At 34.5% G+C, this 23,624-nt stretch carries 23 protein-coding genes; 8 read left to right on the top strand and 15 right to left on the bottom strand.

Features of this window, described 5'->3' with window-relative positions:
* Positions 1-89 precede the first annotated feature (89 nt).
* The 11 genes from PGH12_RS02965 to pepE all read right to left on the bottom strand — a co-directional run bounded on the left by PGH12_RS02965 (position 90) and on the right by pepE (position 11,486).
* On the bottom strand, positions 90-2,825 hold the full coding sequence (locus tag PGH12_RS02965) for a sodium-translocating pyrophosphatase (RefSeq protein ID WP_267598989.1): 2,736 nt from the start codon (positions 2,823-2,825) through the stop codon (positions 90-92).
* A 322-nt stretch (positions 2,826-3,147) separates the two neighbouring features.
* The gene (locus PGH12_RS02960; RefSeq protein WP_267598988.1) at positions 3,148-3,759 is read right to left on the bottom strand and encodes an inorganic pyrophosphatase; all 612 of its coding nucleotides are present in this window, start codon (positions 3,757-3,759) and stop codon (positions 3,148-3,150) included.
* 20 nt (positions 3,760-3,779) lie between these two features.
* A complete protein-coding gene (locus tag PGH12_RS02955; protein ID WP_267598987.1) occupies positions 3,780-4,292 on the bottom strand; it encodes a DUF7935 family protein in 513 nt (170 codons plus the stop codon).
* Between the two features lie 36 nt (positions 4,293-4,328).
* Entirely contained in the window at positions 4,329-5,261 is a 933-nt protein-coding gene (locus PGH12_RS02950; protein WP_271286792.1) for a phytanoyl-CoA dioxygenase family protein, read from the bottom strand.
* Positions 5,262-5,335: 74 nt separating this feature from the next.
* Positions 5,336-6,202: a hypothetical protein gene (locus PGH12_RS02945; protein WP_267598985.1), complete on the bottom strand. Its 867-nt coding sequence runs from the start codon at positions 6,200-6,202 to the stop codon at positions 5,336-5,338.
* Complete coding sequence (radC, locus tag PGH12_RS02940; RefSeq protein WP_267598984.1) at positions 6,199-6,876, bottom strand: RadC family protein; 678 nt, start codon at positions 6,874-6,876, stop codon at positions 6,199-6,201. Before radC ends, PGH12_RS02945 begins: the two co-directional genes overlap by 4 nt.
* Before the next feature lie 18 nt (positions 6,877-6,894).
* Positions 6,895-7,470, bottom strand: a complete 576-nt coding sequence (locus PGH12_RS02935) for a murein L,D-transpeptidase catalytic domain-containing protein (protein ID WP_267598983.1) — start codon at positions 7,468-7,470, stop codon at positions 6,895-6,897.
* A 13-nt stretch (positions 7,471-7,483) separates the two neighbouring features.
* Complete coding sequence (locus PGH12_RS02930) at positions 7,484-8,152, bottom strand: ABC transporter ATP-binding protein (protein WP_267598981.1); 669 nt, start codon at positions 8,150-8,152, stop codon at positions 7,484-7,486.
* 65 nt (positions 8,153-8,217) lie between these two features.
* Positions 8,218-9,375, bottom strand: a complete 1,158-nt coding sequence (locus PGH12_RS02925) for a sensor histidine kinase (protein WP_267598979.1) — start codon at positions 9,373-9,375, stop codon at positions 8,218-8,220.
* Between the two features lie 4 nt (positions 9,376-9,379).
* Entirely contained in the window at positions 9,380-10,753 is a 1,374-nt protein-coding gene (gene dacB / locus PGH12_RS02920) for a D-alanyl-D-alanine carboxypeptidase/D-alanyl-D-alanine endopeptidase (protein ID WP_267598978.1), read from the bottom strand.
* A gap of 40 nt (positions 10,754-10,793) precedes the next feature.
* On the bottom strand, positions 10,794-11,486 hold the full coding sequence (pepE, locus tag PGH12_RS02915) for a dipeptidase PepE (protein WP_267598977.1): 693 nt from the start codon (positions 11,484-11,486) through the stop codon (positions 10,794-10,796).
* A gap of 202 nt (positions 11,487-11,688) precedes the next feature.
* Between pepE and PGH12_RS02910 the strand changes: the two genes are divergently transcribed.
* Together PGH12_RS02910 and fsa are read left to right on the top strand one after the other, a co-directional pair.
* A complete protein-coding gene (locus PGH12_RS02910) occupies positions 11,689-12,222 on the top strand; it encodes a tetratricopeptide repeat protein (protein ID WP_267598976.1) in 534 nt (177 codons plus the stop codon).
* Positions 12,223-12,356: 134 nt separating this feature from the next.
* Positions 12,357-13,010, top strand: coding sequence for a fructose-6-phosphate aldolase (gene fsa, locus PGH12_RS02905; RefSeq protein WP_263001914.1), 654 nt, complete (start codon positions 12,357-12,359; stop codon positions 13,008-13,010).
* Positions 13,011-13,065: 55 nt separating this feature from the next.
* Here fsa and PGH12_RS02900 read toward each other — a convergent pair whose 3' ends face one another.
* The 3 genes from PGH12_RS02900 to pdhA all read right to left on the bottom strand — a co-directional run bounded on the left by PGH12_RS02900 (position 13,066) and on the right by pdhA (position 17,065).
* Entirely contained in the window at positions 13,066-13,911 is an 846-nt protein-coding gene (locus tag PGH12_RS02900) for a GLPGLI family protein (RefSeq protein ID WP_267598975.1), read from the bottom strand.
* A gap of 452 nt (positions 13,912-14,363) precedes the next feature.
* Positions 14,364-15,980, bottom strand: a complete 1,617-nt coding sequence (locus tag PGH12_RS02895; protein ID WP_267598974.1) for a dihydrolipoyl dehydrogenase family protein — start codon at positions 15,978-15,980, stop codon at positions 14,364-14,366.
* A gap of 83 nt (positions 15,981-16,063) precedes the next feature.
* Positions 16,064-17,065 (bottom strand): pyruvate dehydrogenase (acetyl-transferring) E1 component subunit alpha, encoded by a 1,002-nt coding sequence (pdhA, locus tag PGH12_RS02890; RefSeq protein ID WP_267598973.1) that lies wholly within the window; start codon positions 17,063-17,065, stop codon positions 16,064-16,066.
* A 125-nt stretch (positions 17,066-17,190) separates the two neighbouring features.
* On the opposite strand from pdhA, the gene PGH12_RS02885 reads away from it, so the two are divergent.
* Positions 17,191-17,838, top strand: coding sequence for a phosphatase PAP2 family protein (locus PGH12_RS02885; protein ID WP_267598972.1), 648 nt, complete (start codon positions 17,191-17,193; stop codon positions 17,836-17,838).
* Positions 17,839-17,880: 42 nt separating this feature from the next.
* Entirely contained in the window at positions 17,881-18,348 is a 468-nt protein-coding gene (locus tag PGH12_RS02880; RefSeq protein WP_267598970.1) for a BlaI/MecI/CopY family transcriptional regulator, read from the top strand.
* A 108-nt stretch (positions 18,349-18,456) separates the two neighbouring features.
* Here PGH12_RS02880 and rbp read toward each other — a convergent pair whose 3' ends face one another.
* Positions 18,457-18,840, bottom strand: coding sequence for an RNA-binding regulator (gene rbp / locus PGH12_RS02875; protein ID WP_263001907.1), 384 nt, complete (start codon positions 18,838-18,840; stop codon positions 18,457-18,459).
* A gap of 259 nt (positions 18,841-19,099) precedes the next feature.
* Between rbp and PGH12_RS02870 the strand changes: the two genes are divergently transcribed.
* The 4 genes from PGH12_RS02870 (at position 19,100) to PGH12_RS02855 (ending at position 23,490) form a co-directional block, all read left to right on the top strand.
* Positions 19,100-19,513, top strand: a complete 414-nt coding sequence (locus tag PGH12_RS02870) for a DUF6157 family protein (RefSeq protein ID WP_267598969.1) — start codon at positions 19,100-19,102, stop codon at positions 19,511-19,513.
* Between the two features lie 94 nt (positions 19,514-19,607).
* The gene (locus PGH12_RS02865; protein WP_267598968.1) at positions 19,608-20,003 is read left to right on the top strand and encodes an acyl-CoA thioesterase; all 396 of its coding nucleotides are present in this window, start codon (positions 19,608-19,610) and stop codon (positions 20,001-20,003) included.
* On the top strand, positions 20,000-20,560 hold the full coding sequence (locus PGH12_RS02860) for a helix-turn-helix domain-containing protein (protein WP_267598967.1): 561 nt from the start codon (positions 20,000-20,002) through the stop codon (positions 20,558-20,560). The genes PGH12_RS02865 and PGH12_RS02860 overlap by 4 nt, the downstream gene beginning before the upstream one ends.
* 188 nt (positions 20,561-20,748) lie before the next feature.
* Complete coding sequence (locus tag PGH12_RS02855) at positions 20,749-23,490, top strand: heavy metal translocating P-type ATPase (RefSeq protein ID WP_267598965.1); 2,742 nt, start codon at positions 20,749-20,751, stop codon at positions 23,488-23,490.
* The last annotated feature ends 134 nt before the right edge of the window (positions 23,491-23,624 follow it).

The following is a 23,624-nucleotide window of genomic DNA, read 5'->3' as shown; positions in this document are numbered from 1 at the left end:
TTAAGAGGGGTTTTGTATTTATAAATCATTCCCATAAAAAAACACCGCAATTTTTTGCGGTGTTAACTTCTATTATTAAAAAAAACTGATTATAAAGAAAGAACTCTTACATCAATTCTTCTGTTTTTTGCCATACATTCATCACTATCATTTGCTGCACAAACTGGGAATTGTGATCCGTATCCTTCAGCTTCTACTCTATCTGCTGCAATTCCAAATTCCAGCAACTTAAGTTTTGCGGTCTGAGCACGGAGGTTAGATAATTGCCTGTTTGCCTCCTCAGTTCCCGAATTATCAGTATACCCACCTAATTTTATCTTAAGATTAGGATAAGCATTTAAAATTTCAGCTAAATTCATCAATTGAGATTCAGAACCTGATTTCAAATCACTTGAGCCGGTTTCAAAATATAAATTTTCAATCGTAAACCATGCATTAGGATCTAAAACTTCCTGTCTATTATTCTTGATCTGATCATACATCACCAACAGCTGGCTTTGATCACCTAAAGAAATCGTTTTGCCGTCTTTCAATTTGATTTCCTGAATATTCCCAGTATTATAAACAAAATCTCCGTTTTCATTTAACTGACCGGATACTTCACCAGGCACAACTGCGACTGCCGTTCCGGATACATTTTGATTAGCTGTATGAACGTTAGACAATCCGGTAAGACTTGCGATTTTTGCCTGTCTGTTTGCATCAATTTTATCTTTGTGCATCACGGCTAAAGTTGGTGCAATAACCAATGAAACAATCGACATTAATTTAATTAAAATATTCATAGACGGCCCTGAAGTATCTTTAAATGGGTCTCCTACGGTATCACCGGTGACAGAAGCTTTATGAGGCTCAGAACCTTTATAATAAGTTTCTCCATTAATTTTCGCTCCTTTTTCGAAAGACTTTTTAGCATTATCCCAAGCTCCGCCCGCATTATTCTGAAACATACCCATCAGCACACCGCAAACCGTTGCTCCGGCTAAAAACCCTCCCAAAACTTCAGGTCCGAAAATAAAACCTACTAAAAGTGGTGATATAATTGCAATCGCTCCCGGTAGCATCATTTTTTTAATTGAAGCATCAGTAGAAATGGCAACACATTTTTCGTATTCCGGCTCTGCTTTTCCTTCTAAAATTCCAGGGATTTCTCTGAACTGTCTTCTTACCTCTTCTACCATTGCCATTGCAGCTTGTCCAACTACCGTAATTGCCAACGATGAAAAGATAAAAGGAATCATACCTCCCACAAATAGTCCTGCGAGAACATCGGCTCTATAAATATCAATACCGTCGATTCCGGCAATCCCCACAAAAGCTGCAAATAAAGCCAAAGCCGTTAAAGCTGCTGAAGCGATTGCAAAACCTTTTCCTGTGGCTGCGGTTGTATTTCCTACAGCATCTAAAATGTCTGTTTTTTCTCTAACTTCTTTTGGCAATTCGCTCATTTCGGCAATTCCTCCTGCATTATCAGCGATAGGTCCGAATGCATCAATTGCTAATTGCATAGCTGTCGTGGCCATCATTCCCGCAGCTGCGATGGCTACACCATACAATCCGGCACACAGATAAGAACCGTAAATTCCACCTGCCAAAACAATAATCGGTAAAAATGTAGATTCCATTCCGACTGACAGACCGCCAATGATATTGGTAGCATGTCCCGTAGAAGATTGTTTTACGATACTCTGAACAGGTCTTTTTCCCATTGCAGTATAATACTCTGTAATGATACTCATCAAAGTTCCTACCACTAGACCAACCATTATTGCTCCGAAGACCCCGGTTTTCGTAAACTCCAGTCCACGTAAAACCATTTTTTCGGGTAGTAAATAGTTTACCAGAAAATAAGATGATATTGCTGTGATCACAATACTTCCCCAGTTTCCCAGATTCAAAGCATTCTGAACGCTTGAGGTAGAAGAATCTTCGTTATCATTAATTTTTACGAATAATGTTCCTATCATGGAAAAGATAATTCCGGTTCCGGCAATTAACATTGGCAAAAGAATTGGAGCAAATCCTCCAAACGAGTCATCCGAAATCGTTTCTCTTCCTAGAACCATTGTTGCTAAAACTGTTGCAACATAAGACCCGAATAAATCGGCACCCATACCTGCAACATCTCCTACATTATCTCCCACATTATCAGCAATCGTGGCAGGATTTCTAGGATCATCTTCGGGAATCCCTGCTTCTACTTTTCCTACCAAATCAGCTCCTACGTCAGCAGCTTTGGTGTAAATTCCACCACCTACTCTTGCGAAAAGTGCGATCGATTCTGCACCTAATGAAAATCCGGTGAGAATTTCGATGGTTCTTTCCATTTCTTGAGAATCTACCGGCGCATCTGGCGCGAAGATCTGTTTGATAATTAAATATAGAGATCCTAAACCCAAAACTGCCAGACCTGCAACTCCCATTCCCATCACAGAACCGCCCGCAAAGGAAACTTTGAGTGCTTTTGCCAACGAAGTTTTTGCTGCTTCAGCAGTTCGAACGTTAGCTTTTGTGGCAATTTTCATCCCTATAAATCCGGCAAGTGCAGAAAATGCGGCACCAAGTACAAAAGCGACACTGATTGTCCAGTGAGAATTTGAATTTGTGGTTCCCATTACTGCCAATAAAATTGCAACAATAACCACGAAATAAGTCATGATTTTGTATTCTGCTTTGAGAAATGCCATTGCTCCATCGGCAATATGTCCGCTGATTACTTTCATGCGTTCGTTCCCTGCATTTTGCTTTGTTACCCATTTGCTTTGAAAAAACGTATAGAGTAAAGCCAGAATACCAAAGATTGGTACTAAATAAAATAAGTCCATAGTTTAATATTTTTTTGGTAATAGATTATTAAATATACCAAATAATTCTATTCGTAAACCGAAAATTTTTATAAACTATTTAAAAATATCTCAAATGCGCATAAATATTTCAAACTTCTAATGTATCGGATTGCATACGCCCCGACCTGAATGAAGCTCTTTTTTGGTTATTGCGATGGGAAAAACCAACAACTCATCACAAGCATCTGTCGCAATAACCAAAAAAAGCGGGAATGGAGGGCGGAAACAGGCGCCCAAAAAAAATAAAAAAGGAGCAAATGAAAAACTCACTTACTCCTCTAATTTATGATGGAAAAGAATATTATCCTCCGAATTTACTTGCATAATCGTTCTGAGAAGCTACTATAACTTTTCTAGCATGTTCAGCACCGTAAACTTCCTGGATTCTACACTTTGCAGGCTCGTCTGGTAAGTTTTTATAAGTTAAAAAATAGTGCATTAATCTCTTAATTTCTGCCTCCGGAAGTTCAGCAATATCTCTGAAATGCCCGAATGCGTGGTCGCTTACCATTACTGCAACAATTTTATCATCAGCTTCACCATCATCGATCATTTTAAAACCACCGATCGGAATAGCTTCCATCAACAATCCTCCAGAATGAATATTGTGAGAGCTCAAAACGCAGATATCCAAAGGATCGTGATCTCCCATTGTAACATCATCTGCACCACTTTCTACAGCCAATCTCATCACCTCGTCATTACAGTAAGTTCTAGGAACGAAACCATATAATGCAGGAATAATGTTTGAGAATTTCTGAGGTCTATCGACTTTCAGGTATCCTGTAGCTTTGTCAATTTCGTATTTAATAGTGTCTGAAGGTACAATTTCCACGAAAACGTTTACAACGTTTGGCGCATCTTCTCCTGCAGAAATCCCATGCCACGGATGTGCTTTAAAATTTGGAATCATTTATTTTTTTATTTTTTTAGTTAAGCTATTATTAAAATTTCTCTACGTAAATCTTCAATTGTTGCACTTATAAAATCATCACCGTTCATATAATTCATGATGAAAACAGTTTTGAATTCGTCGAGATTCGGTTTGTTATTGAGGCTTTCGTAAGTTTTGTGAAGTAGATCTATAATGGCATTTTTAGAATCGACGATATTTTGCCAAGAATTTTTTGTTAAATACAACTGCTGCGAAGAATTATATTCAAATTCTTCATTGATCGTCTTTTCAGTTAAAAATACGAACTCGTACGCCGCCAGATCTTTATCAAATTTCTGAATAAGATTTGATGGTTTGATACGCTCCAGAAATAAAGTCATGCGTTCGTAAGAATGCGTTTTATTTTCAGAATTAGATTTTACAGAAAGTAATTTGATTTCCTGATTCTTTAATTTAATGTATGTATACACAAACTGTCTCAGCAAAACCAAAAAAGGAATTGCTACGATAAGAGCAAATGCATACGGTAAATAATCTGAAAAATCTGTCATAATTTGAGGAAGCAAAATTACTAATATTTTCTGAATCTACAGCTCAAATAAAGCAGGTCTTTGCGTAACCTCGTGATAGCAGACACTATTTTTGTCAAAGTAATGATAAACAAGGCTTTTTCTTGTACGTGATTTATCAAGATGTGGCTCACCACCATGCAGAATATTGGCGTGCCAGATCAAAAGATCACCTTTTTGGGCTCTGAAAACCTCTTTTTTAAGTCCCAATTGTTGTACTTTCGCAGCAAGAAATTCTTCGTAAGCAAGATAACTTTTTTTACCGATCTTGAAAAAAGTTCCTTCATTATCGTAATCTGAATTAAGAAAATAAGGAAGTTTATGGCTTCCCGGAATGTAATGCAGTGCACCATTATTCTCATCTACATCCTCAAGAGCAATCCAGACACCAAGCAATCCTCCCAAAGGATAAGTCGTCATGTGGATACTGTCTGAATGCGTTTTTTGCTGACTTCCATTAATAAAATTGATACTTTGGAAAAGCTTGGCTTCCCCATCAATCAGAACTGAGAGAAACTCGAGCATATCTTTATCGTTACCAATATTCTTGACGATTTCAGAATGATGAATCACAAACATCAGTTTTCCTCCGTATCGGAATTTAATGGTTCCGTCATTCAATAAACTGTCAATTTCTGTATTGATTTTGTCGGTAATTTCATTAGTCAAAAAATTTCTTAGCACCAGAAAACCATTATCGTCAAATTCGAGAACACTTTTTTGATCTTGTTCGTTAAGATTTTTGAAAAAATTCGTTTCCTTTATCTTTACATAATTTACTTTTCTTTCTGAATTGTCGAGACCTTGAAAATCTTTACTGGAAATACTTGAAAAATAGTTTTTCTCAATCCCAAACTTTTTATAGAGAGGAATATTGTGCATAAGTTTTTTCTTATTGAAAAAATTGTAGACAATATATGGTAATTTATAGTTTCTGATCTGTTTAAACATTGCTGTAGTGCATTGATTGAAATGACTTTCTAAAGTTAATGAATTATCTTAAAACTAAACTTTTTAAATAATTATCATGAGAATTTCTTTAGAATTTTGCTTTCAGTGAAACTATATTCGCAGAGTTCTCCTCCGAAGCTTTTGAAGAAAACCTGAATTCCGCGGATATTGCTTCCCATAAAATTGAACGATCTTTCGTGAATATATTTACTAAGAATCTTATCTATTAAAAATGACGGTCCGTTTTCGTTTTTAAAATCGTCATCGTTAATCAGGGCAAGCAAAGAATATTGTTCCCGATCAGCGATTACAACTGCAAGATTGATCATTTGACCTTCAAAAAAAACACCACACAGTTTTAGAAGCTGTTTATCATTTAGAAAATTAATGTAATTTTTAAACACATGAAAATCAGATGACTTAGACAAACCTTTAAAATTTTTTTCAATAAAAATCAAAGAATTCTCATCTAATGCAATCTCTTTATACGTAAGATGTTGTGACCATTTTACTGTTGATTTTCTTCCTTTAAAATATTTTTTTCTTTTTAAAGTTTCATAATCAGAAACCGGAATGATGAAATTTTTTCTTTTCTCAAGTTCAGTATAAAATTGATTTTTGTCGTTGAAACAATAGAGAAATACCTTGTAATTATTTTTTAAAAATTTTAAAAATTCAGTATTAACAGACGGATTATCTCTTTCGGAAAAAACCCCGAATTGCTGGCAAAACAAAGGCATATGAACAAAAGTAAAACCTAATTTTTTCTTTAAATGAAGAGGCATTATCGCTTCATAATCACCATATACAAGACATTCCCAATTGTCTGAAAGATGATCCAAAACCTCTTTTTTTGCATACCAGTTTTTCTGTTCAGAATTTTCTAAGCAATGATTGTATTTTTTAAAATCGATATCTTTATATTTTACTTTCCTGATCATAATAATCCTTCGTCTGTAAAACTTAAATAAGCATTTTGAGTGATGATGAGATGATCCAGAAGCTGAATATTCATCAACTTTCCTGCTTCTTTAATATTCTTTGTAATTGATAAATCTTCCTGGCTTGGCTTCAAATTTCCTGAAGGATGATTATGAGAAATAATAATTCCTGTCGCAAAATGTTCCAAAGCAGTTTTAAAGACGATTCGAATATCTACAATCGATTGATTAATACCGCCTTGCGTAAGCTGAGCAATGTGAATAACTTTATTACTTTGATTGAGAAAAATGGCCCAAAACTCTTCTGTTCTGAGATCTGCCAAATGAAGTCTGAGAATCTGATACGCATCTTTACTGCTGGAAATCTGTGGTTTATCAGGAATTTCCTGCGACGCTCTTCTTCTACCGATTTCGAGAGCGGTTGCTATAGAAATTGCTTTCACCTCGCCCACTCCTTTAAATTTAATCAAATCTTTTATCGTCAGTAAACTCAGCTGATGCCAACTGTTATCCACCGAATTCAGGATCTTTCTTGCAAGTTCCAACGCAGTTTCATCACGGCTTCCGCTTCCCATAATAATGGCTAAAAGTTCTGAATCTGAAAGTGAATTTTTACCTTTCAACAAAAACTTTTCTCTCGGTCTGTCATCTTCAGCAAGAAATTTTATAGACATGTGCAATTGGCATAAGGTTTAATAAAATGCATATAAAATAATTGCTTTTTTTGACTGATCAATATATTTTGCAGTCTTACCGAAAGCACTTTTTGAAAGCATCGGACAGCCCAGACTTAAACACGCAGGATTTTCAGATTCTTTGTCTGAAATACAGTCATAAGAATGAAGCACAATGGCTCGTAGCATTGCATTGCTGTTTGAAGAGTCTAAACCCTGAAGTCTGTAAGCTTTGCCGAATTTACCATTATAATTTTCTCTGATCTCATATTTCCCTAAAGAAGACTGGTAAGAGTCTTCAACATTTGAAAATCTGAGGGAATTTGATTTTGAAATAACAGAACCCGAACCGTGAGAAACTATCGCTTTCTGCAGAATTTTATCATTTTTCAGATCATAAACGAAGTATCTGAATTTCCCGGAATGAGTTTTAAAATTTATAAAAACAGCGAGATCCTGATTATAATTTTTCCCTTTCACGAAATTTTTAATTTCAGAAATCTTATTTTTAGGCAAAGCTAAAGAACTTTGCTGAGACTGCGTTTTTGAGCAGGACAAAATACATAGAAACAGAAAAATAAATTGTTTCATCATGATAAATGTGTTTTTATTCTATAATCAATCCGTCTTTCATAACCAACTTTCGGTCTGTGATTTCCGCCAGATTAGGATTATGGGTAACAATCACAAAAGTTTGATTGTACTTGTCTCTCAAATCAAAAAAAAGCCTGTGAAGATCATCGGCATTTTTCGAATCTAAATTACCTGTAGGCTCGTCGGCATAGATAATTTTCGGAGAATTTATAAGTGCTCTGGCAACCGCAACTCTTTGAGCTTCACCACCTGATAGCTGATTGGGTTTATGATGAAGTCTGTGTGCAATTTTCAGATCTTCGAAGAGGTCAAACGCTTTTTCCGCTGCTTCTTTTTCATTTGTTCCGGCAATTTTTGTGGGGATTAACACATTTTCTAAGGCCGTAAATTCCGGAAGAAGCTGATGAAACTGAAATACAAAACCAATGTTCTGATTTCTGAATCGTGAGATCTGTTTATCACTCATATTGATAAACGATTCACCATTGAGTTCTATTTCTGTGTGATAATTTTTAGGATTAGAAGGATTATCCAAAGTTCCCAAAATTTGTAAAAGTGTAGATTTTCCCGCACCGGATTCCCCTACAATTGATACAACCTCGCCTGCTTTTATGTGTAAATCAACACCTTTTAAAACTTCCAGATTTCCATAAAATTTATGGATATTACTTGCTCTAATCATGATTCAAAAATAGTGATTTTTTTTTGCTTATGGCTTTTAGAAAATAAGCTTTTAGCATTATTAAATTATCCTTTTTTAATAATAATTCTAAATGTTGTTCCTTTACCGACTTCAGTTTGTGAAATTCTGATATCTCCATTATGATATTCCTGCACCACTCTTTTTGCCAAAGACAATCCTAATCCCCAGCCTCTTTTTTTTGTAGAATATCCTGGTTTGAAAGCATTCTGTGCCTGATATTTTGTCATTCCGCTACCGTTGTCTTTTACTTCAATTAAAATATTTTTGTTGCGTTCAAAAACTGACATCTGAAGAGTTCCCTGCCCCTTCATTGCATCAACGGCATTTTTAACTAAATTTTCGATTACCCAGCTCATCAGAATTTTGTTGTGTGGAACCAAAATACTGTAGGTCGGCAGCAAAAGTGTAAAATCTATTTTCCTTGAAATTCTAGTTTTGAGATAATCGTAATTCTCCTGAATTGTTTCGTTAAAATTCATATCATTGAGCTCGGGAACCGAACCAATTTTAGAGAATCTTTCTGATATCGTTCTCAACCTTTCGATGTCTTTTTCAATCTCTTGCACGCCGTCGGATTCCGGATTTTCAAGTTTCATAATTTCCATCCATCCCATCATTGAGGAAAGCGGAGTTCCTATCTGATGCGCTGTTTCCTTTGCCAAACCTGCCCAAAGATAACCTTCATCTGTTTTCTTAACTGTTCGTAAAAACCAAAAAGAAAAAAGGAAATAACATAAAACAAAAAAGCCTAATAGAAATGGAGAATACTGCAGATTATTCAGAATTTTTGAGTTGTCGTAGTACAAAAATTGATTATTTCCGTTAGAAAACTCGAGTTCTATGGGCGGGTATTTTTTTGCCATTCTCTTTGCCAATGCAATAATTTCCTGATCATTATTATCGTATTCTCTAGATATATTTTTATGCTCAATAATCTGATCATTTTTATCTAAAATAATTACCGGTATCGAAGTATTTGAGCTGTAAATAGTAAGAAGCAGTGATTGCACTTCAAGGCTGGGAGAAGTTGCTTCCTGCTGAAATTTAATAGCACTTACCAAAATATCAACCCTTCTCACTTCTTCTTTTCTCAGGTAATTTATAACCAAAGTGGAAGCTATGACAATCGCTATAACAACTAAAGTCATCAGAGAAAAAATAAACCAGTTGTTGAATCTGGAAAAAATGGATCTTTTTTTCAATTTTTTATTTTAAAACATTTAAAATTTTCTGCAATTCGGTACTTCCGCTTCCTTCATAATTATTGATAATTATTGCAAATACGTATTTTTTACCGTCTTTTGAAGTATGATAACCTGCGTAAGATTTCGTATCTCGCATCGTTCCGCTTTTCATTTTCATACCATTATCCTGCGTTGGAAATCCGTGATAATAAGCATCAAAATATGATTGCTTTTTAGCATAAATTAAAGACTGAACCTCCGCTTTTGCAGAAACATAATTTTGCGGTGAAAGTCCACTGCCGTCAGCAAAATTGATCATATTTACATTAATTCCTTTTGACTTCCAGAATTCTTTTAAAAAAGCAACGCCACTTTTGAAACTCGGATTGCCTTTTTTTTCTTTACCTAAAGTTTTAATTAAATTTTCACCGTACATATTCACACTTTTTCTCAAAAACCAATAAACAATCTTGTCTAAAGTCGGTGATTCATAAGTAAGAATAATATTGCTTTTTGGAAAGTCTAAAGGCTTTTTTCCATCAATTTCAAGTTGTGAATTAGTCATCACTTTTCCTGAAAATTCAACTCCTGAATCTTTCAGCCATTTTTCAACTTCAATGCCCAACTGCAAGGGAGGATTGGGAACCGACCCGGAAACTGTTGTCACTTTTCCGGAAGGCAAACTTCCATTGATCAGTGCGACGTTAGAATAAGGTGAAGTAAAAATCAAACTCTGATCTGAATTTCCGACAGCTTTCAGATCATTTAACCATTTAATTCCTGCTAAAGGATAAGAAAAACTCTTAAAATCTGTACCGTTGATATTGATGTCAAACTGATTTTCACGCCAGTTTACGCCCCAAACTCCGGCTCCGTAATAATTTCCAAAATCATCAAAAGGCCAACCTCCGGGAATTGTTTGATGGTCAAAATAAGAATCATCAATAATAAGATCTCCTGAAATCTTTGTAATTCCTGATTTTTTGATCGCTTCTAATAATTTCTGTTTGAAATTTTCGGGTTTGTAACTTTCGTATCTCCAACTTCCTAAAGTCGGGTCGCCATTTGAGGTTATAAAGAGATTTCCATCTAAATTTCCATTTAAAATATTTCCTGAATACGAAGAACTCGTTTTGTAAGTATAATTTTTTCCTAAAGTTTCCAAAGCTGCAGCAGCGGTGAAAATTTTCTGCGTTGATGCGGTTGACAAACCTTTGCTTCCTTGATATTCGTAAACTAAATTTCCGCTTTCATCAGCAACATAAAAAGATAGGTTTGATGAAATCGCTGTTGAAGACTTCATTAAATTATTTGTGACATCTTCCAATTTTTGACTGATGTTTTGAGCAATAAAGATTTGTGCAGAAAATGTAAGTACAACGAATATTTTTTTCATTTAAAATGATTTAAATCAAATATAAAATTAAGAATTGTAATTAAAGACGAGTTCCAGCTTCAATTTCATAAGGCTCTTTTCCTTTCTCAAAAATTCTTGTCAATTCGCTTCCTTCGACAGTAATTTTATCGCTAATTCTTCTGATCCAGTTTCCTTCACGAAGTCCCACAACTTTGATGTCATTTTGGGTTAGAAATTCTCTAATTCTCGTCTCACGGGTTTCTCCATTATGTTTTAAATAAGGATTAGGATCAAGATAATGCGGATTGATATTAAAAGGAACCAATCCCATACACTCAAAACTTGGCGGATAAACAATCGGCATATCATTGGTTGTTTTCATATTCTGTCCACCAATATTACTTCCTGCGCTACATCCTAAGTAAGGTTTTCCACTTTCTACATTTTGTTTCAGAAGTGACATAAGATTTTCTTCATGTAAAGTTTTAACTAATAGAAAAGTATTTCCGCCGCCAGTAAAATATCCTTTTGCAGAGTTTAATCCTTCTATTTTGTTATCAAACTCATGTAAACCTTTTACTTTTATATTCAAAGATTCAAAAAACAAGCTCACTTTTTTGGTGTAATCCTCATGGGAAATACCGCCAGGTCTTGCGAACGGAATAAAAATAATTTCATCAATTCCTTTATACAATTGTATTAATTCTTCTTTTAAGTAAACTAAATATTCTCCACCATAAAGTGTGGATGTAGATGCTAAAATAATATTCATTGCAGAAATTATGTTTGATTACTAAAATGTGGTTTAGTACAAAGATAAAGGAAACATCGTAGAATCAAAAATAAAGCTAAAAACATCCCTCATTCGTTAATCATTTCTAAAAATTCTTAAAGGTTGTGAAATTTTATTTGTAATGGAATTAATATTGAACATAATCAATCAATAAAAATAAAAGATTATGAAAATGATTAAAATGAATAGTAAAAGTCTGTTTTTAGGATTATTAATTGTAGGTGGCTCAGGTTTGATGAATGCACAAACAAGTCAATCGCAGGGCGAAAATGCTCCTGTAGTTGTAAAGCAAAGTAATCCGACGATTGATGCATTAAAAAAGCAAGTTGAGACAAATCCTAAAGATACTGAGTCTTTAGCAAAGTTGGCAACAGCCTATCAAGATGTTTCTGACTGGACGAATGCAGTTGAAACATGGAAAAAAATATCTGTATTATTGCCAGATTGGTCACCATCTTATTACAGCCAGGCATACGCTTATCAATCTGCTAAAGATGATGTAAATGCCAAACTTGCCTATGAAAAATATATTTCAACTGTAAAACCAGAAGAAATAGAAGCAAGCAAGAAGAATTTGGCGTATGCATATTTTTATATTGCTTTTTCAGAGCAGACAACCGATCCTGCAAAAGCAAAGGAGCATATTGCAAAATCACTTCAATATGATCCTAGCAATCAGGATGCGGTGAAACTTAGTACAACATTAAACTCATAAAATTGAATCCGGAAAGTTATTCCGGATTTTTTATTTGATGTAAACATAAAACCTTGATTTAATTTTCTTTTGTAGCCCGATGTAAATCTTTAATTACAAAGTATTCATTATCTTTGTAACAATAAATTTATTATATGAAATTTTTTATAGACACTGCCAATTTAGAGCAGATAAAAGAGGCTAAAGACCTGGGAATTCTTGATGGTGTAACAACTAACCCGTCGTTGATGGCTAAGGAAGGAATACGAGGTGCAGAAGCAATCAAAGATCACTATAAAGCGATTTGTGAAATCGTGGACGGAGATATTTCTGCGGAAGTACTTTCTACAACATACGAGGAAATGATCAAAGAGGGTGATGAATTGGCTGCAATTCATCCTAATATCGTTGTGAAAATTCCAATGATCAAAGATGGTATCAAAGCTTTGAAATATTTTTCAGATAAAGGAATCAGAACCAACTGTACTTTGATTTTCTCTGTTGGGCAAGCTCTTTTAGCTGCGAAAGCCGGAGCATCATATGTTTCACCTTTCTTAGGAAGATTAGATGATATTTCTACTGACGGATTAAATTTGATTCAGGAAATCAGATTGGTTTTTGATAACTATATGTATGAAACTGAAATTTTGGCGGCTTCAATTCGTCATTCGATGCATATTATTGACTGTGCTAAAATCGGTGCAGACGTTATCACTTCTCCACTTCCTCCGATCTTGAGTTTATTGAAGCATCCATTAACTGACAGTGGTTTGGCTCAATTTATCTCAGATTCTCAGAAATTGGCTTAATTAATTTAAGTCTAAATATAAGAACGCCCGAGACTGAAGTTTCGGGCGTTCTTACTTATTTTAATATATCAAGTTCTAGCAGATTATTATTTTTTGCATTATTTTCTTTAGCTCTTTGTTCCTGCTCACGCATCATTTTACTGGTATCCAGTTCTTTTCCGTCTTGATCGGTAAACTTTACGGTTCCACCTCTTGCCATTAGTTGTCTCAGGCCTTTTGTCGGATTATTTCTTTGATCAATAACCTGCTTATTATATTTATCATGACTCAGAATGATCAATGGTTCGTATCTCTTTGTATCATTTTCACTAATCCAAATTTCGTCTGGTTTAAGATTTTTCACACCTTTCAGAATAAAGGAATGCGAGTTTGCTTTATCTTCGATTTTCACGATCAAACCAGGTAATCCGCGAAACTTATAAGGACCGTCCTGAAAAGGAATATCTGTAGTAAACCAGGCAATCCATTTTCTACCTGCAAAATAGGTAGTTGCCTTTTGAGTATTAAATTCTCCGATTTTTTCTTTTTCAGATAGTATTTTCCAATCTAATTTTCTTTCATCAGAAACTTTATACTCATCCATATCTACTCTGTTAAAAAAATAAATTTTGTAATCGGGATATGATTTTTCAACGATTGATTGAACTTGTCCAAACTTAATTCCTTCAAAATCATTGCTGCCTTTTTTATTCATTTCATCCATAATGGAATCTGCAACTGCCTTATCACGACTATAAAACTTAGAACCTTTTTTTGAAATATCAAGATACATCAGCTCGGTTTGAGATTTATCTTTCGCTGTAGAATCGGTGACAAATTTATATTCGTAGCTAAATCTTTGGTTTTGTGCATAAAAAAGAATACTTGAAAAAGTAAAAATTGTAAATAGTAAATTTTTCATTATTTGTAGTTAATTATTGTAATAACTCAAGTTCTAAAATATTATTGTCTTTTGATCCACCAATTTTACACTCAATTCGGGAGATCATGAAAACTTCTCTTTGCAGTATGTTAAGGATTACCAAATCTGCTATGCTTTTTTCAAACATATAATTTAGAACCAATTCTAGTGGAATCTAAAACCATTATTCAGTTTCAGATTTACTTTTTCAGTAGAATCTTTGACAAATTTAGACTCAAAAATAAATCGTTGATTTGGTGCAAAAATAGTAATGCGTAAAAATGGAAGCATTCCAATAATAGTTCTAAACATTAATATTTTATCACTAAAATAGGATATTATTTTTATTTACAAAAGTTTTGAAGTTAACAGCGAAAACTATTTGGTAAATTTTAAAACAAAAAAACCTCCCAAAATGAGAGGTTTTAATATAATATAATATAAAAAGAAAATTACAGTAACAAAGTTAATGGATTTTCTAAATAAGTTTTTAAAGTTTGTAAGAACTGAGCTCCAGTAGCACCGTCAACCACTCTGTGATCACATGCCAATGAAAGTTTCATTAAATTTCCTACTACAATCTGACCATTCTTTACGATTGGTTTTTCTACAATAGCACCTACAGAAAGAATTGCAGCATTTGGTTGGTTAATGATACTTGTGAAAGTCTCAATTCCGAACATTCCTAAGTTTGAGATAGAGAATGTAGAACCTTCCATCTCGTTTGCTTTAAGACCTTTCGATTTTGCTCTTCCGGCCATATCTTTTACAGCAGCAGAGATCTGAGTGTAATTCATTTGATCTGTATTTTTCAATACAGGAACTACCAATCCGTCAGGAATTGCAACTGCTACGCCAACGTTGATGTTTCCTCTGTGAATTACTTTGTCGCCTGCCCAACTGGAATTTACCTGTGGATGTTTTCTTAAAGCAACAGCAGTTGCCTTAATAATCATATCGTTGAATGAAATTTTTGTATCCGGCAACGAGTTGATTTCTTTTCTGGCTTCAATCGCTTTATCCATGTTGATTTCAACCATCAGATAATAATGAGGCGCAGAGAATTTACTTTCAGAAAGACGTTTCGCAATGATATTTCTAACCTGAGAGTTTGGAGTCTCTGTATCTTCTCCCTGTACAAAACTTAGAGCAACCTGAGCTGCTGCATTATTTTGTGCCGGAGCAGATTCAGTTTTTTGTGAAGGCTGATAATTTTCAATATCTTTCTTCACGATTCTTCCGTTTTCACCAGAACCTTGAAGACTGTTGATGTCAACACCTTTATCCTGAGCCATTTTTTTAGCTAAAGGAGAAATCGCTACTCTTTCTGAAGAAGAAGTATTTGTAGTTTGTGCAACCGATTTCTCTTCTACTTTCGCTTCAGATTTTTGTTCGGCTTGTTTATCTTCTGACTTAGATGCCTGTTTCGGAGCACCAACACCAGAGACGTCTGTTCCTGCAGGTCCTATCATTGCAAGAACTGAATCTACAGGTGCGGCACCTCCTTCTTCAACACCTTGCTTTAAAAGCACTCCGTTATATTCTGATTCAAAATCCTGTACTGCTTTATCTGTTTCGATCTCAGCAAGCAAGTCGCCTTCTTTTACTGTATCTCCAACGTTTTTGTGCCATTTGGCTACTTTACCTTCTGTCATTGTATCAGAAAGTCTCGGCATAGTGATAACTTCTACTCCTGATGGAACTTCAGATGAAGTTTGCTCAACACTTGTAGACTCGTTTTCAGTTTTTGTTTCTTCTTCAGATTTTTTTTCTTCAGAACCGCTATCATTAGCTGAAGCATCTCCGCCTTTCAATGCCGAAATATCTTCACCTTCTTTACCGATAATTGCCAAAACAGAATCTACTGCAGCAGCAGAACCTTCTTCAACTCCAACAAATAAAAGAGTTCCTTCAATTTCAGACTCGAAATCTTGTACAGCTTTATCTGTTTCAATTTCAGCTAAAATATCTCCTTCTTTTACTTTATCTCCTACTTTTTTATGCCATTTTGCCACTTTACCTTCCGTCATCGTGTCGGAAAGACGTGGCATTGTAATAACTTCTGCCATAATCTATATTGATTTGAGATTTAAGATTCGAGATTTGAGATTAGATCATCTCAAAATTCAAATATCAAATTAATTATTAATTTTTAATTTTCTAATTTATCTAAGAACGGATAGTTTTCCTGAGCGTAAACATACTCATAGATTTTCTCTGCAGTCGGGTAAGGAGAATTTTCCATAAACTCGATGCACTCTTCTACGAAATCTCTCGATTTGTTGTCTGTAGCTTCTAGTTCTTCTTCAGTTGCCCAATTATTTTGCAAGATTCTCTCTTTAATCAATTCGATCGGATCATCTTTTTTCGCAATAGCAACTTCATCCTTAGATCTGTATGGTTCAGCATCAGACATAGAGTGGCCTCTGAAACGATAGGTTCTTGCTTCGATAAAAGTTGGTCCGTCTCCTCTTCTGGCTCTTTCAATAGCTTCGTAAGCAGCTTCAGCAACTTTCTCAGGATCCATCGCATCTACAGCAAGACAAGGCATTTCGTAACCAAGACCTAATTTATAGATATCTTCATGGTTTGCAGTTCTTTTTACAGACGTTCCCATCGCGTACTGATTGTTTTCAACAACAAAAACAACCGGAAGTTTCCAGTTCATTGCCATATTGAATGTTTCATGAAGAGATCCTTGTCTAGCAGCACCATCGCCAAAGAAACAGATGTTAACTGCTTTTCTGTCGAAAAATTTATCTGCAAAAGCAATACCTGCTCCCAAAGGAATCTGACCTCCTACGATACCGTGGCCTCCGTAGAACCTGTGTTCTTTACTAAAAATGTGCATAGACCCTCCCATACCTCCGGAAGTACCTGTGGCTTTACCACAAAGTTCTGCCATGATTCTTTTCGGGTCTACCCCCATTGCCATTGGATGAATGTGACATCTGTAAGCAGTGATCATGCTGTCTTTAGTTAAATCCATTGCATGCGTAAAACCAGCCGGAATTGCCTCCTGACCGTTGTACAAATGTAAAAAACCTCTGATTTTTTGTTTTAAATAAAGAGAACGGCATTTGTCTTCAAACCTTCTCCACATTGTCATATCTTCATACCACTTCAGGTATACCTCTTTAGAAAATTCTTTCATGTGCTAGCTTCTTGCTTATTTATTATGAAATAGTTGAGCAAAAATATGAAAAAACTTTGTTTTTATTATATATAGAGCAATTGTTTTTTTAGTTATAATGTTATATTTACATCACAAACTTCAATATGCAAGAAAAGCAGACCTCTTTACTACAAATTGTTTCAAGAATAATTTCAGATTTTTTCAATCCTTTAGTATCTCTGGTTATTTATTTTATATATTTCAGTATTCAGAATTATACTTTCAAAGAGGCCTTCACTCATTTTTTACCAATTTTACTTATTACCATTCTCCCAGTCATCATCTGGATCGTTTGGAATGTAAAAACAGGTCGTTATACCAATATGGATGTTTCAAACAGAGTTCAGCGCAAGACACTTTATATTTTCATAGCAGTGTGCATTATTTCTTATTTAACATTTAACTACATAAAAAATGGTTTTATAGATTTCGTAATGCTGTTTATTTTAGTGCTTCTTTTTGCATTACAGATCAGTAATTTATATATCAAAAGCTCGATGCATACAGCATTTAATGTTTTTGTGGCAGCTTTATTTTTTGCATTCGATATAGAAATTGGCTTTGCCTGGCTGGTAATTGCCGTTCTGGTTGGGGTCACTAGAGTTATATTAAAAAGACACACGGTAAAAGAAGTACTTACAGGAGCAGGAATCGCTATTTTAGTTTCTTTTGTCTATCTTTATTGCAATAATAAATATCAGCGAGATGATCTGCCTACAGAAGTAATTCCTGTAGAAACGACCATTAAATAGTTGTCTTATATTTAAAAATTACCACTAAATTTAAATTCAAATATGAAAATAAATCATCTTACATCGGCAGAAGAAAATTTAATGAAACTCTTTTGGGACTTAAATTCTTTTTATCTAAAAGATGTTATGGAAAAACATCAGGAGCCGAAACCACATCAGAATACGGTTTCCACGTACTTGAAAATACTGGTTGAAAAAGGCTATTTATCTACACAGAAGGAAGGCCGGATTTTTAAATATACCGTTGTTGTTCCGTTTGATGAATATAAAAAGTTTATACTGAGAGACCTCACGCAGAATTTTTTCAACAATTCGGGTAAAGAAATTTTAGAATTTTTATTTAAAGAGAATTTGGTTTCTCAAAATGATCTTAAAGAATATTTTGATCTTAAAATTGAGATGAAACCTGTGAAAGTAAAAACTCCTACATTAGAATACGCAGAAGAAATCCTGAACCCCAAAAAGGATAAAAAAAATAAAGATAAGAAAAAGAAGAAGAAAAAAGACTGATTGTTATTTTTTTGTAGCAACTAAAGTTAAGTAAACAGTCAGACTAAAAGTTTTCTTCTCAATAAAATAAAGACATAAAAAAAGCGGCTAAAAAGCCGCTCTTATTTTTTACCAACGACTTCCGCCGCCTCCGTTACCTCCACGGTTGTTGTTACCTCCGTAACCACCACCTCCAGAATTACCTCCTGAACGGTTGTTACCATAACTTCCACCTCCGCTTCTGTTATTATCAAAACTTCTTCTTGGTTTTTCTTCTCTTGGCTTAGCCTCAGACACGTTAAGAATCTTACCGTTAAGTTCTTTTTGATTAAGAGCTTCGATAGCTTGAGCTCCTTCTTCGTCACCCATTTCTACGAAACCGAAACCTCTAGAACGACCAGTTTCTCTGTCTGTAACAATTTTAGCAGATGATACATCGCCAAATTCTGCGAATAAATCGTGCAACTCATATTCTTTAGTTGCGTAATTGATGTTTGAAACAAAAATGTTCATTTTAAAAAAAAATTAAAAATTAATATAAATTCTGGTATAAAAGAAAAGCAACATAATAATGAACATAATATTGATTCCTGATATAAACGTTTGCAAGATACAATTTAATTGAATAAATCAAAACATTTTTCAAACTATTTCATCTATTACAGAAAATTTAATATAAGAATGTTGTAATTTAGCTATAAATCAAATCTTTACACAAATGATTTACATATAAAATCTGCGAATATTAACTTTAAAAATCCTAAAAAGTACGATGAAATACCACACGACAAACTATATTAACACGTTTATAGAAGTTGCAGAAGACTGTCCTGTTTCCACAAGTGAGATTCCGCCAGAAAAAAAAATTAAAACGTTGGCCAATCTTCAATATGAGAAGCTCATTCAAAATCCGTATCAATATTCGTCAGATGACATTGTTTTTGAGTCTTATGTAATTAAAAATGAAATTTCTGAAAGTGAAAAGTTTAGCGAAAGAGAAAAGTTTTTTTCAAGAGGTCAACCTTGCCTTCGGTCTTCACCATTAGCAAAAAGATATGGTTTCGGATTTCATCACAATGAACAAGGTAAAGTAGCGTTATACCCTGTTGAAAGCGGAGAATATCAAAAATTGATTCAAAACGACTCGATTAAAAAAGTAAAAGCAATGCGATCCAAAAGGAAATAATTGAGTTTATAAATGTGTTATTTTAGATTTAAACATGATAAACACTCAACAAACTCGGTTTTAAACATTAAATTTGTTGTGCAAATATCAATAAATGAACTATCATACTAGAAAATGGGTAAAACCCGAAGATTTAAATCCTAATCAGTCACTTTTCGGTGGAAAACTTTTGCAGTGGATCGACGAAGAAGCCGCTTTGTACGCAGTGATTCAGCTTGAAAACAAAAAAGTGGTCACGAAATATATTTCAGAGATCAATTTCGTAAGTTCAGCCAAACAAGGTGACATCATTGAAATTGGTATCGAAGTTTCAGCTTTCGGCTCAACTTCTCTAACTTTAAAGTGTGCGGTAAGAAATAAAATGACGCACCAAACCATTATTACAGTGGAGAGAATCGTAATGGTGAATCTTGATGAAGATGGAAATCCTGCGCCACACGGAAAAACAAAAGTTGAATTTGTGAAAGACCGACTGAATAATTCTCTATGAAAATTCTCATAAAAAATATGGTTTGCGAACGATGTATTTCTGCCGTTCAAAATATTTTTGAGAATGTGGGAGTAAATATTGAGTCCATCAATTTAGGCGAAGTAGAAACTGCTACCGAACTTTTGGAACAAACCCTTTCTGAGATCGAAATAATGCTTGAAAAGATTGGTTTTAAAATCATTAAAGATCCTTCTCAACAACTTATTGAAAGTATAAAAAATCTGGTTATACTGAAAATCGCAAGACTGGATACTGACGAGAATTTCCTTCTCTCTAATTTCCTAAGTAACGCATTACACAAGGAATACAGTACATTATCTAAAGTTTTTTCGCAGAACGAAAACATCACTTTAGAGCAATATTATATTCTCCAAAGAATTGAAAAAGTAAAAGAACTTTTGTTCAATAATGATTTTACTCTGACAGAAATTGCAGTTCATATGGGCTACAAAAGTGTTCAGCATCTTTCATCACAATTCAAAAACAGCACAGGCTACACTCCTACTGCTTTTAAAAAACTAAAAGTTCTGGACAGAAAATCGCTTGATCGGCTTTGAGAATCGAGAACTTTTAGTGTTTGAAATTATTCTTCTTCGAAAAAAAGCAAAACTTTAGTACTAAACTTTTAAATGTATTATTCTCCTACTCTCCCACCTAGAATGTTCCAAATTTTATAAACATTATCCATAAATTTATAACAGCTTCTATTTTCATTTTTGGAAATTTGTAAAATAAATTTAGCATCATGCAAAAGCAATATAAAATAATTGGGATGACTTGTTCGGGTTGTCAGAAAAAAATCTCAGAAAAACTCAACAATCTTAAGAATATAAAAGCTGAAATCGACCTCGAAAACAGCACAGCAACGATTACTTCTGATAAAGATCTTGATTTAAATCATTTAAATAAAGCTCTTGAAGAAGCAGGAAATTATAAGTTAGAAGATCCTAGCATTCCAGATAAGACTTTTTTAAAACCGCAGGACAGAGTTTCTCCATCTTCGGTTTATTATTGCCCGATGGAATGTGAGGGTGAAAAAGTATATTTTAAACAAGGTGAAAGATGCCCGGTTTGTAATATGTTTTTAGTGCCAATTGAAGATAAACTAACGAAAGATCTCAATTACAAACCTACATTTTCAAAAGCAAATCTTCCTGAAAACTTTAAAGATCACATCGGTGATTACTATTGTCCGATGTTTTGTGAAGGAGATAAAATTTATGATGAAAAGGGCAACTGCCCCGTTTGTCATATGCATTTAGAAGAAATTACGGAAGATTTAGTAAAAAATTCGGTTTCAAATCATCAATCACATTCTCACAGTCATCATCATCAGGAAAAGCCAAAAGTCACGGACGACATGGCTGGAAAATATTACTGTCCGATGTTTTGTGAAGGCGATAAAACCTATGACAGCAATGTAGGTTGTCCGGTTTGCGGTATGGATCTTGTCAAATATCCTGACAAAAACGGAAACGAAGAAGAAGATGAAACGTACAAAATTCTAAAAAGAAAATTCATCACTTCTTTGATTTTCACAATCCCTGTTTTTATTCTCTCAATGGGCGGAATGCTAATTAAATTTCCTTTCTCACATCAGATTCAGGGTTATATAGAACTTGCTTTGACGCTTCCAGTTCTGTTTTATTCGGGATGGTTTTTAATGAAAAGAGGTTTTGTTTCATTTAAAACCTGGAACTTGAATATGTTTAGTCTTATTGCTTTAGGTGTTTCGGCTGCATTTATTTTTAGCATTATTGCTTTACTTTTTCCTGATATTGTTCCGCACGAAATCAGAGGTCACGGCCATGAAAGTCCGTTGTATTTTGAGGCAGTTTGCGTGATTATTACATTGGTTATTTTAGGTCAGCTGATGGAAGCTTTAGCACATAAAAAAACAGGAAATGCCATCAAAGAACTGATGAATCTTTCACCTGACGAGGCCAATTTAATGATTAATGGAGAAGAAAAGAAGGTGTCGCTTTCGGAAATTAAAATCGGAGATTTATTAAAAGTAAAACCCGGCGAAAAAATTCCTGTAGACGGAAAAATCATTGATGGGAATTCTACCGTAGACGAAAGTATGATTACCGGTGAACCGATTCCTGTTGAGAAAAAAATTAATGATCTGGTGACTTCCGGAACGATCAACGGAAATCATGTATTCATTATGAAAGCTGAAAAAGTGGGCGACGAAACGCTGCTTTCTCTGATTATTAAAATGGTGAACGATGCAAGCCGAAGCCGCGGCCCGATTCAAAAACTGACCGATAAAGTGGCAAAGGTTTTTGTACCAACTGTTATTCTGGTTGCAGTTCTTACATTTATTTTATGGCAGTTTTTCGGGCCGGAAGGTAAAAAAAGTCTCTTTGCTTTTGTGAATGCAGTTGCCGTTCTTATTGTTGCTTGTCCGTGTGCTTTAGGTTTGGCAACACCAATGTCTCTGATGGTCGGAATCGGAAAAGGTGCCAAAAGTGGTATTCTCATAAAGAATGCAGAAGCCCTTGAACAAATGAATAAAGTAAATGTTCTAATCACCGATAAAACAGGGACTTTAACTGAAGGAAAGCCTTCCGTTGAACATGTCGAAACTGTGAATAATAATCAAAGTTTAGTTTTAAAAATAGCTTTTTCATTAAACCAAAATTCAGAACACCCATTGTCTAATGCGGTGATCAAAAAAGCAAAAGAACAAAACATTTCTGCTGAAAAAGTAAGTGATTTCGAGAATATTTCAGGAAAAGGCGTAAAAGGTATGATCAATGGAAAAACCGTTTATGTAGGAAACGAAAATTTAATGACCTCGAACAATATTCATATTCCTGAAAATTTAAAACAACGAGCTGTAGAAATTCAGCTAAAAGCACATACGATTTCTTATGTTGCACAGGAAAATGAAGTTTTAGGATTGATTAGCTTTACAGATAAAATTAAAGAAAGTTCGAAAAAAGCGGTTGAACTTCTTATTAATGACGGAATTGATGTCATCATGATGACGGGTGACAATGAACATACCGCAAAAGCCGTTGCAGATGCGCTTGGAATCAAACATTTTAAAGCCAATTGTCTTCCTGAAGATAAGCTAAATGAAGTGAAAAAGCTTCAGCAACAGGGCAAAATCGTTGCTATGACCGGAGACGGAATAAACGACTCTCCTGCTTTGGCACAAGCAAATATCGGGATTGCAATGGGAACCGGAACCGATGTTGCCATAGAAAGTTCGGAAATCACTTTACTAAAAGGTGATCTCATTGGAGTTGCAAAAGCAAAGATTCTTAGTGAGAAGCTGCTAAGAAATATCAAAGAAAACCTCTTTTTCGCTTTTATTTATAATGTATTGGGAATTCCGGTTGCTGCAGGATTGTTGTATCCGTTTTTTGGGATTTTACTATCACCAATGATCGCGGCGGCGGCAATGAGTTTCAGTTCTTTATCTGTGATTTTAAATTCATTGAGGTTAAATTCTGTTGATTTGAATGTGAAATAAATCTGAAGTTATTTAAATGTTTTTCTCTCGCAGATTAAGCTAATTGAGCAGATTTTATTTTTCAATTGTTTTTAAATGGTTTTAGCCATCTAAAAAAAATCTGCTTAATTTGAAAAATCTGCGAGAGATTATAA

This window comes from Chryseobacterium sp. CY350, from assembly GCF_027945075.1.
Lineage (GTDB): Bacteria > Bacteroidota > Bacteroidia > Flavobacteriales > Weeksellaceae > Chryseobacterium.
The sequence above is the reverse complement of the archived record's forward strand: the minus strand, read 5'-3'. Positions and strand labels throughout refer to the sequence as shown.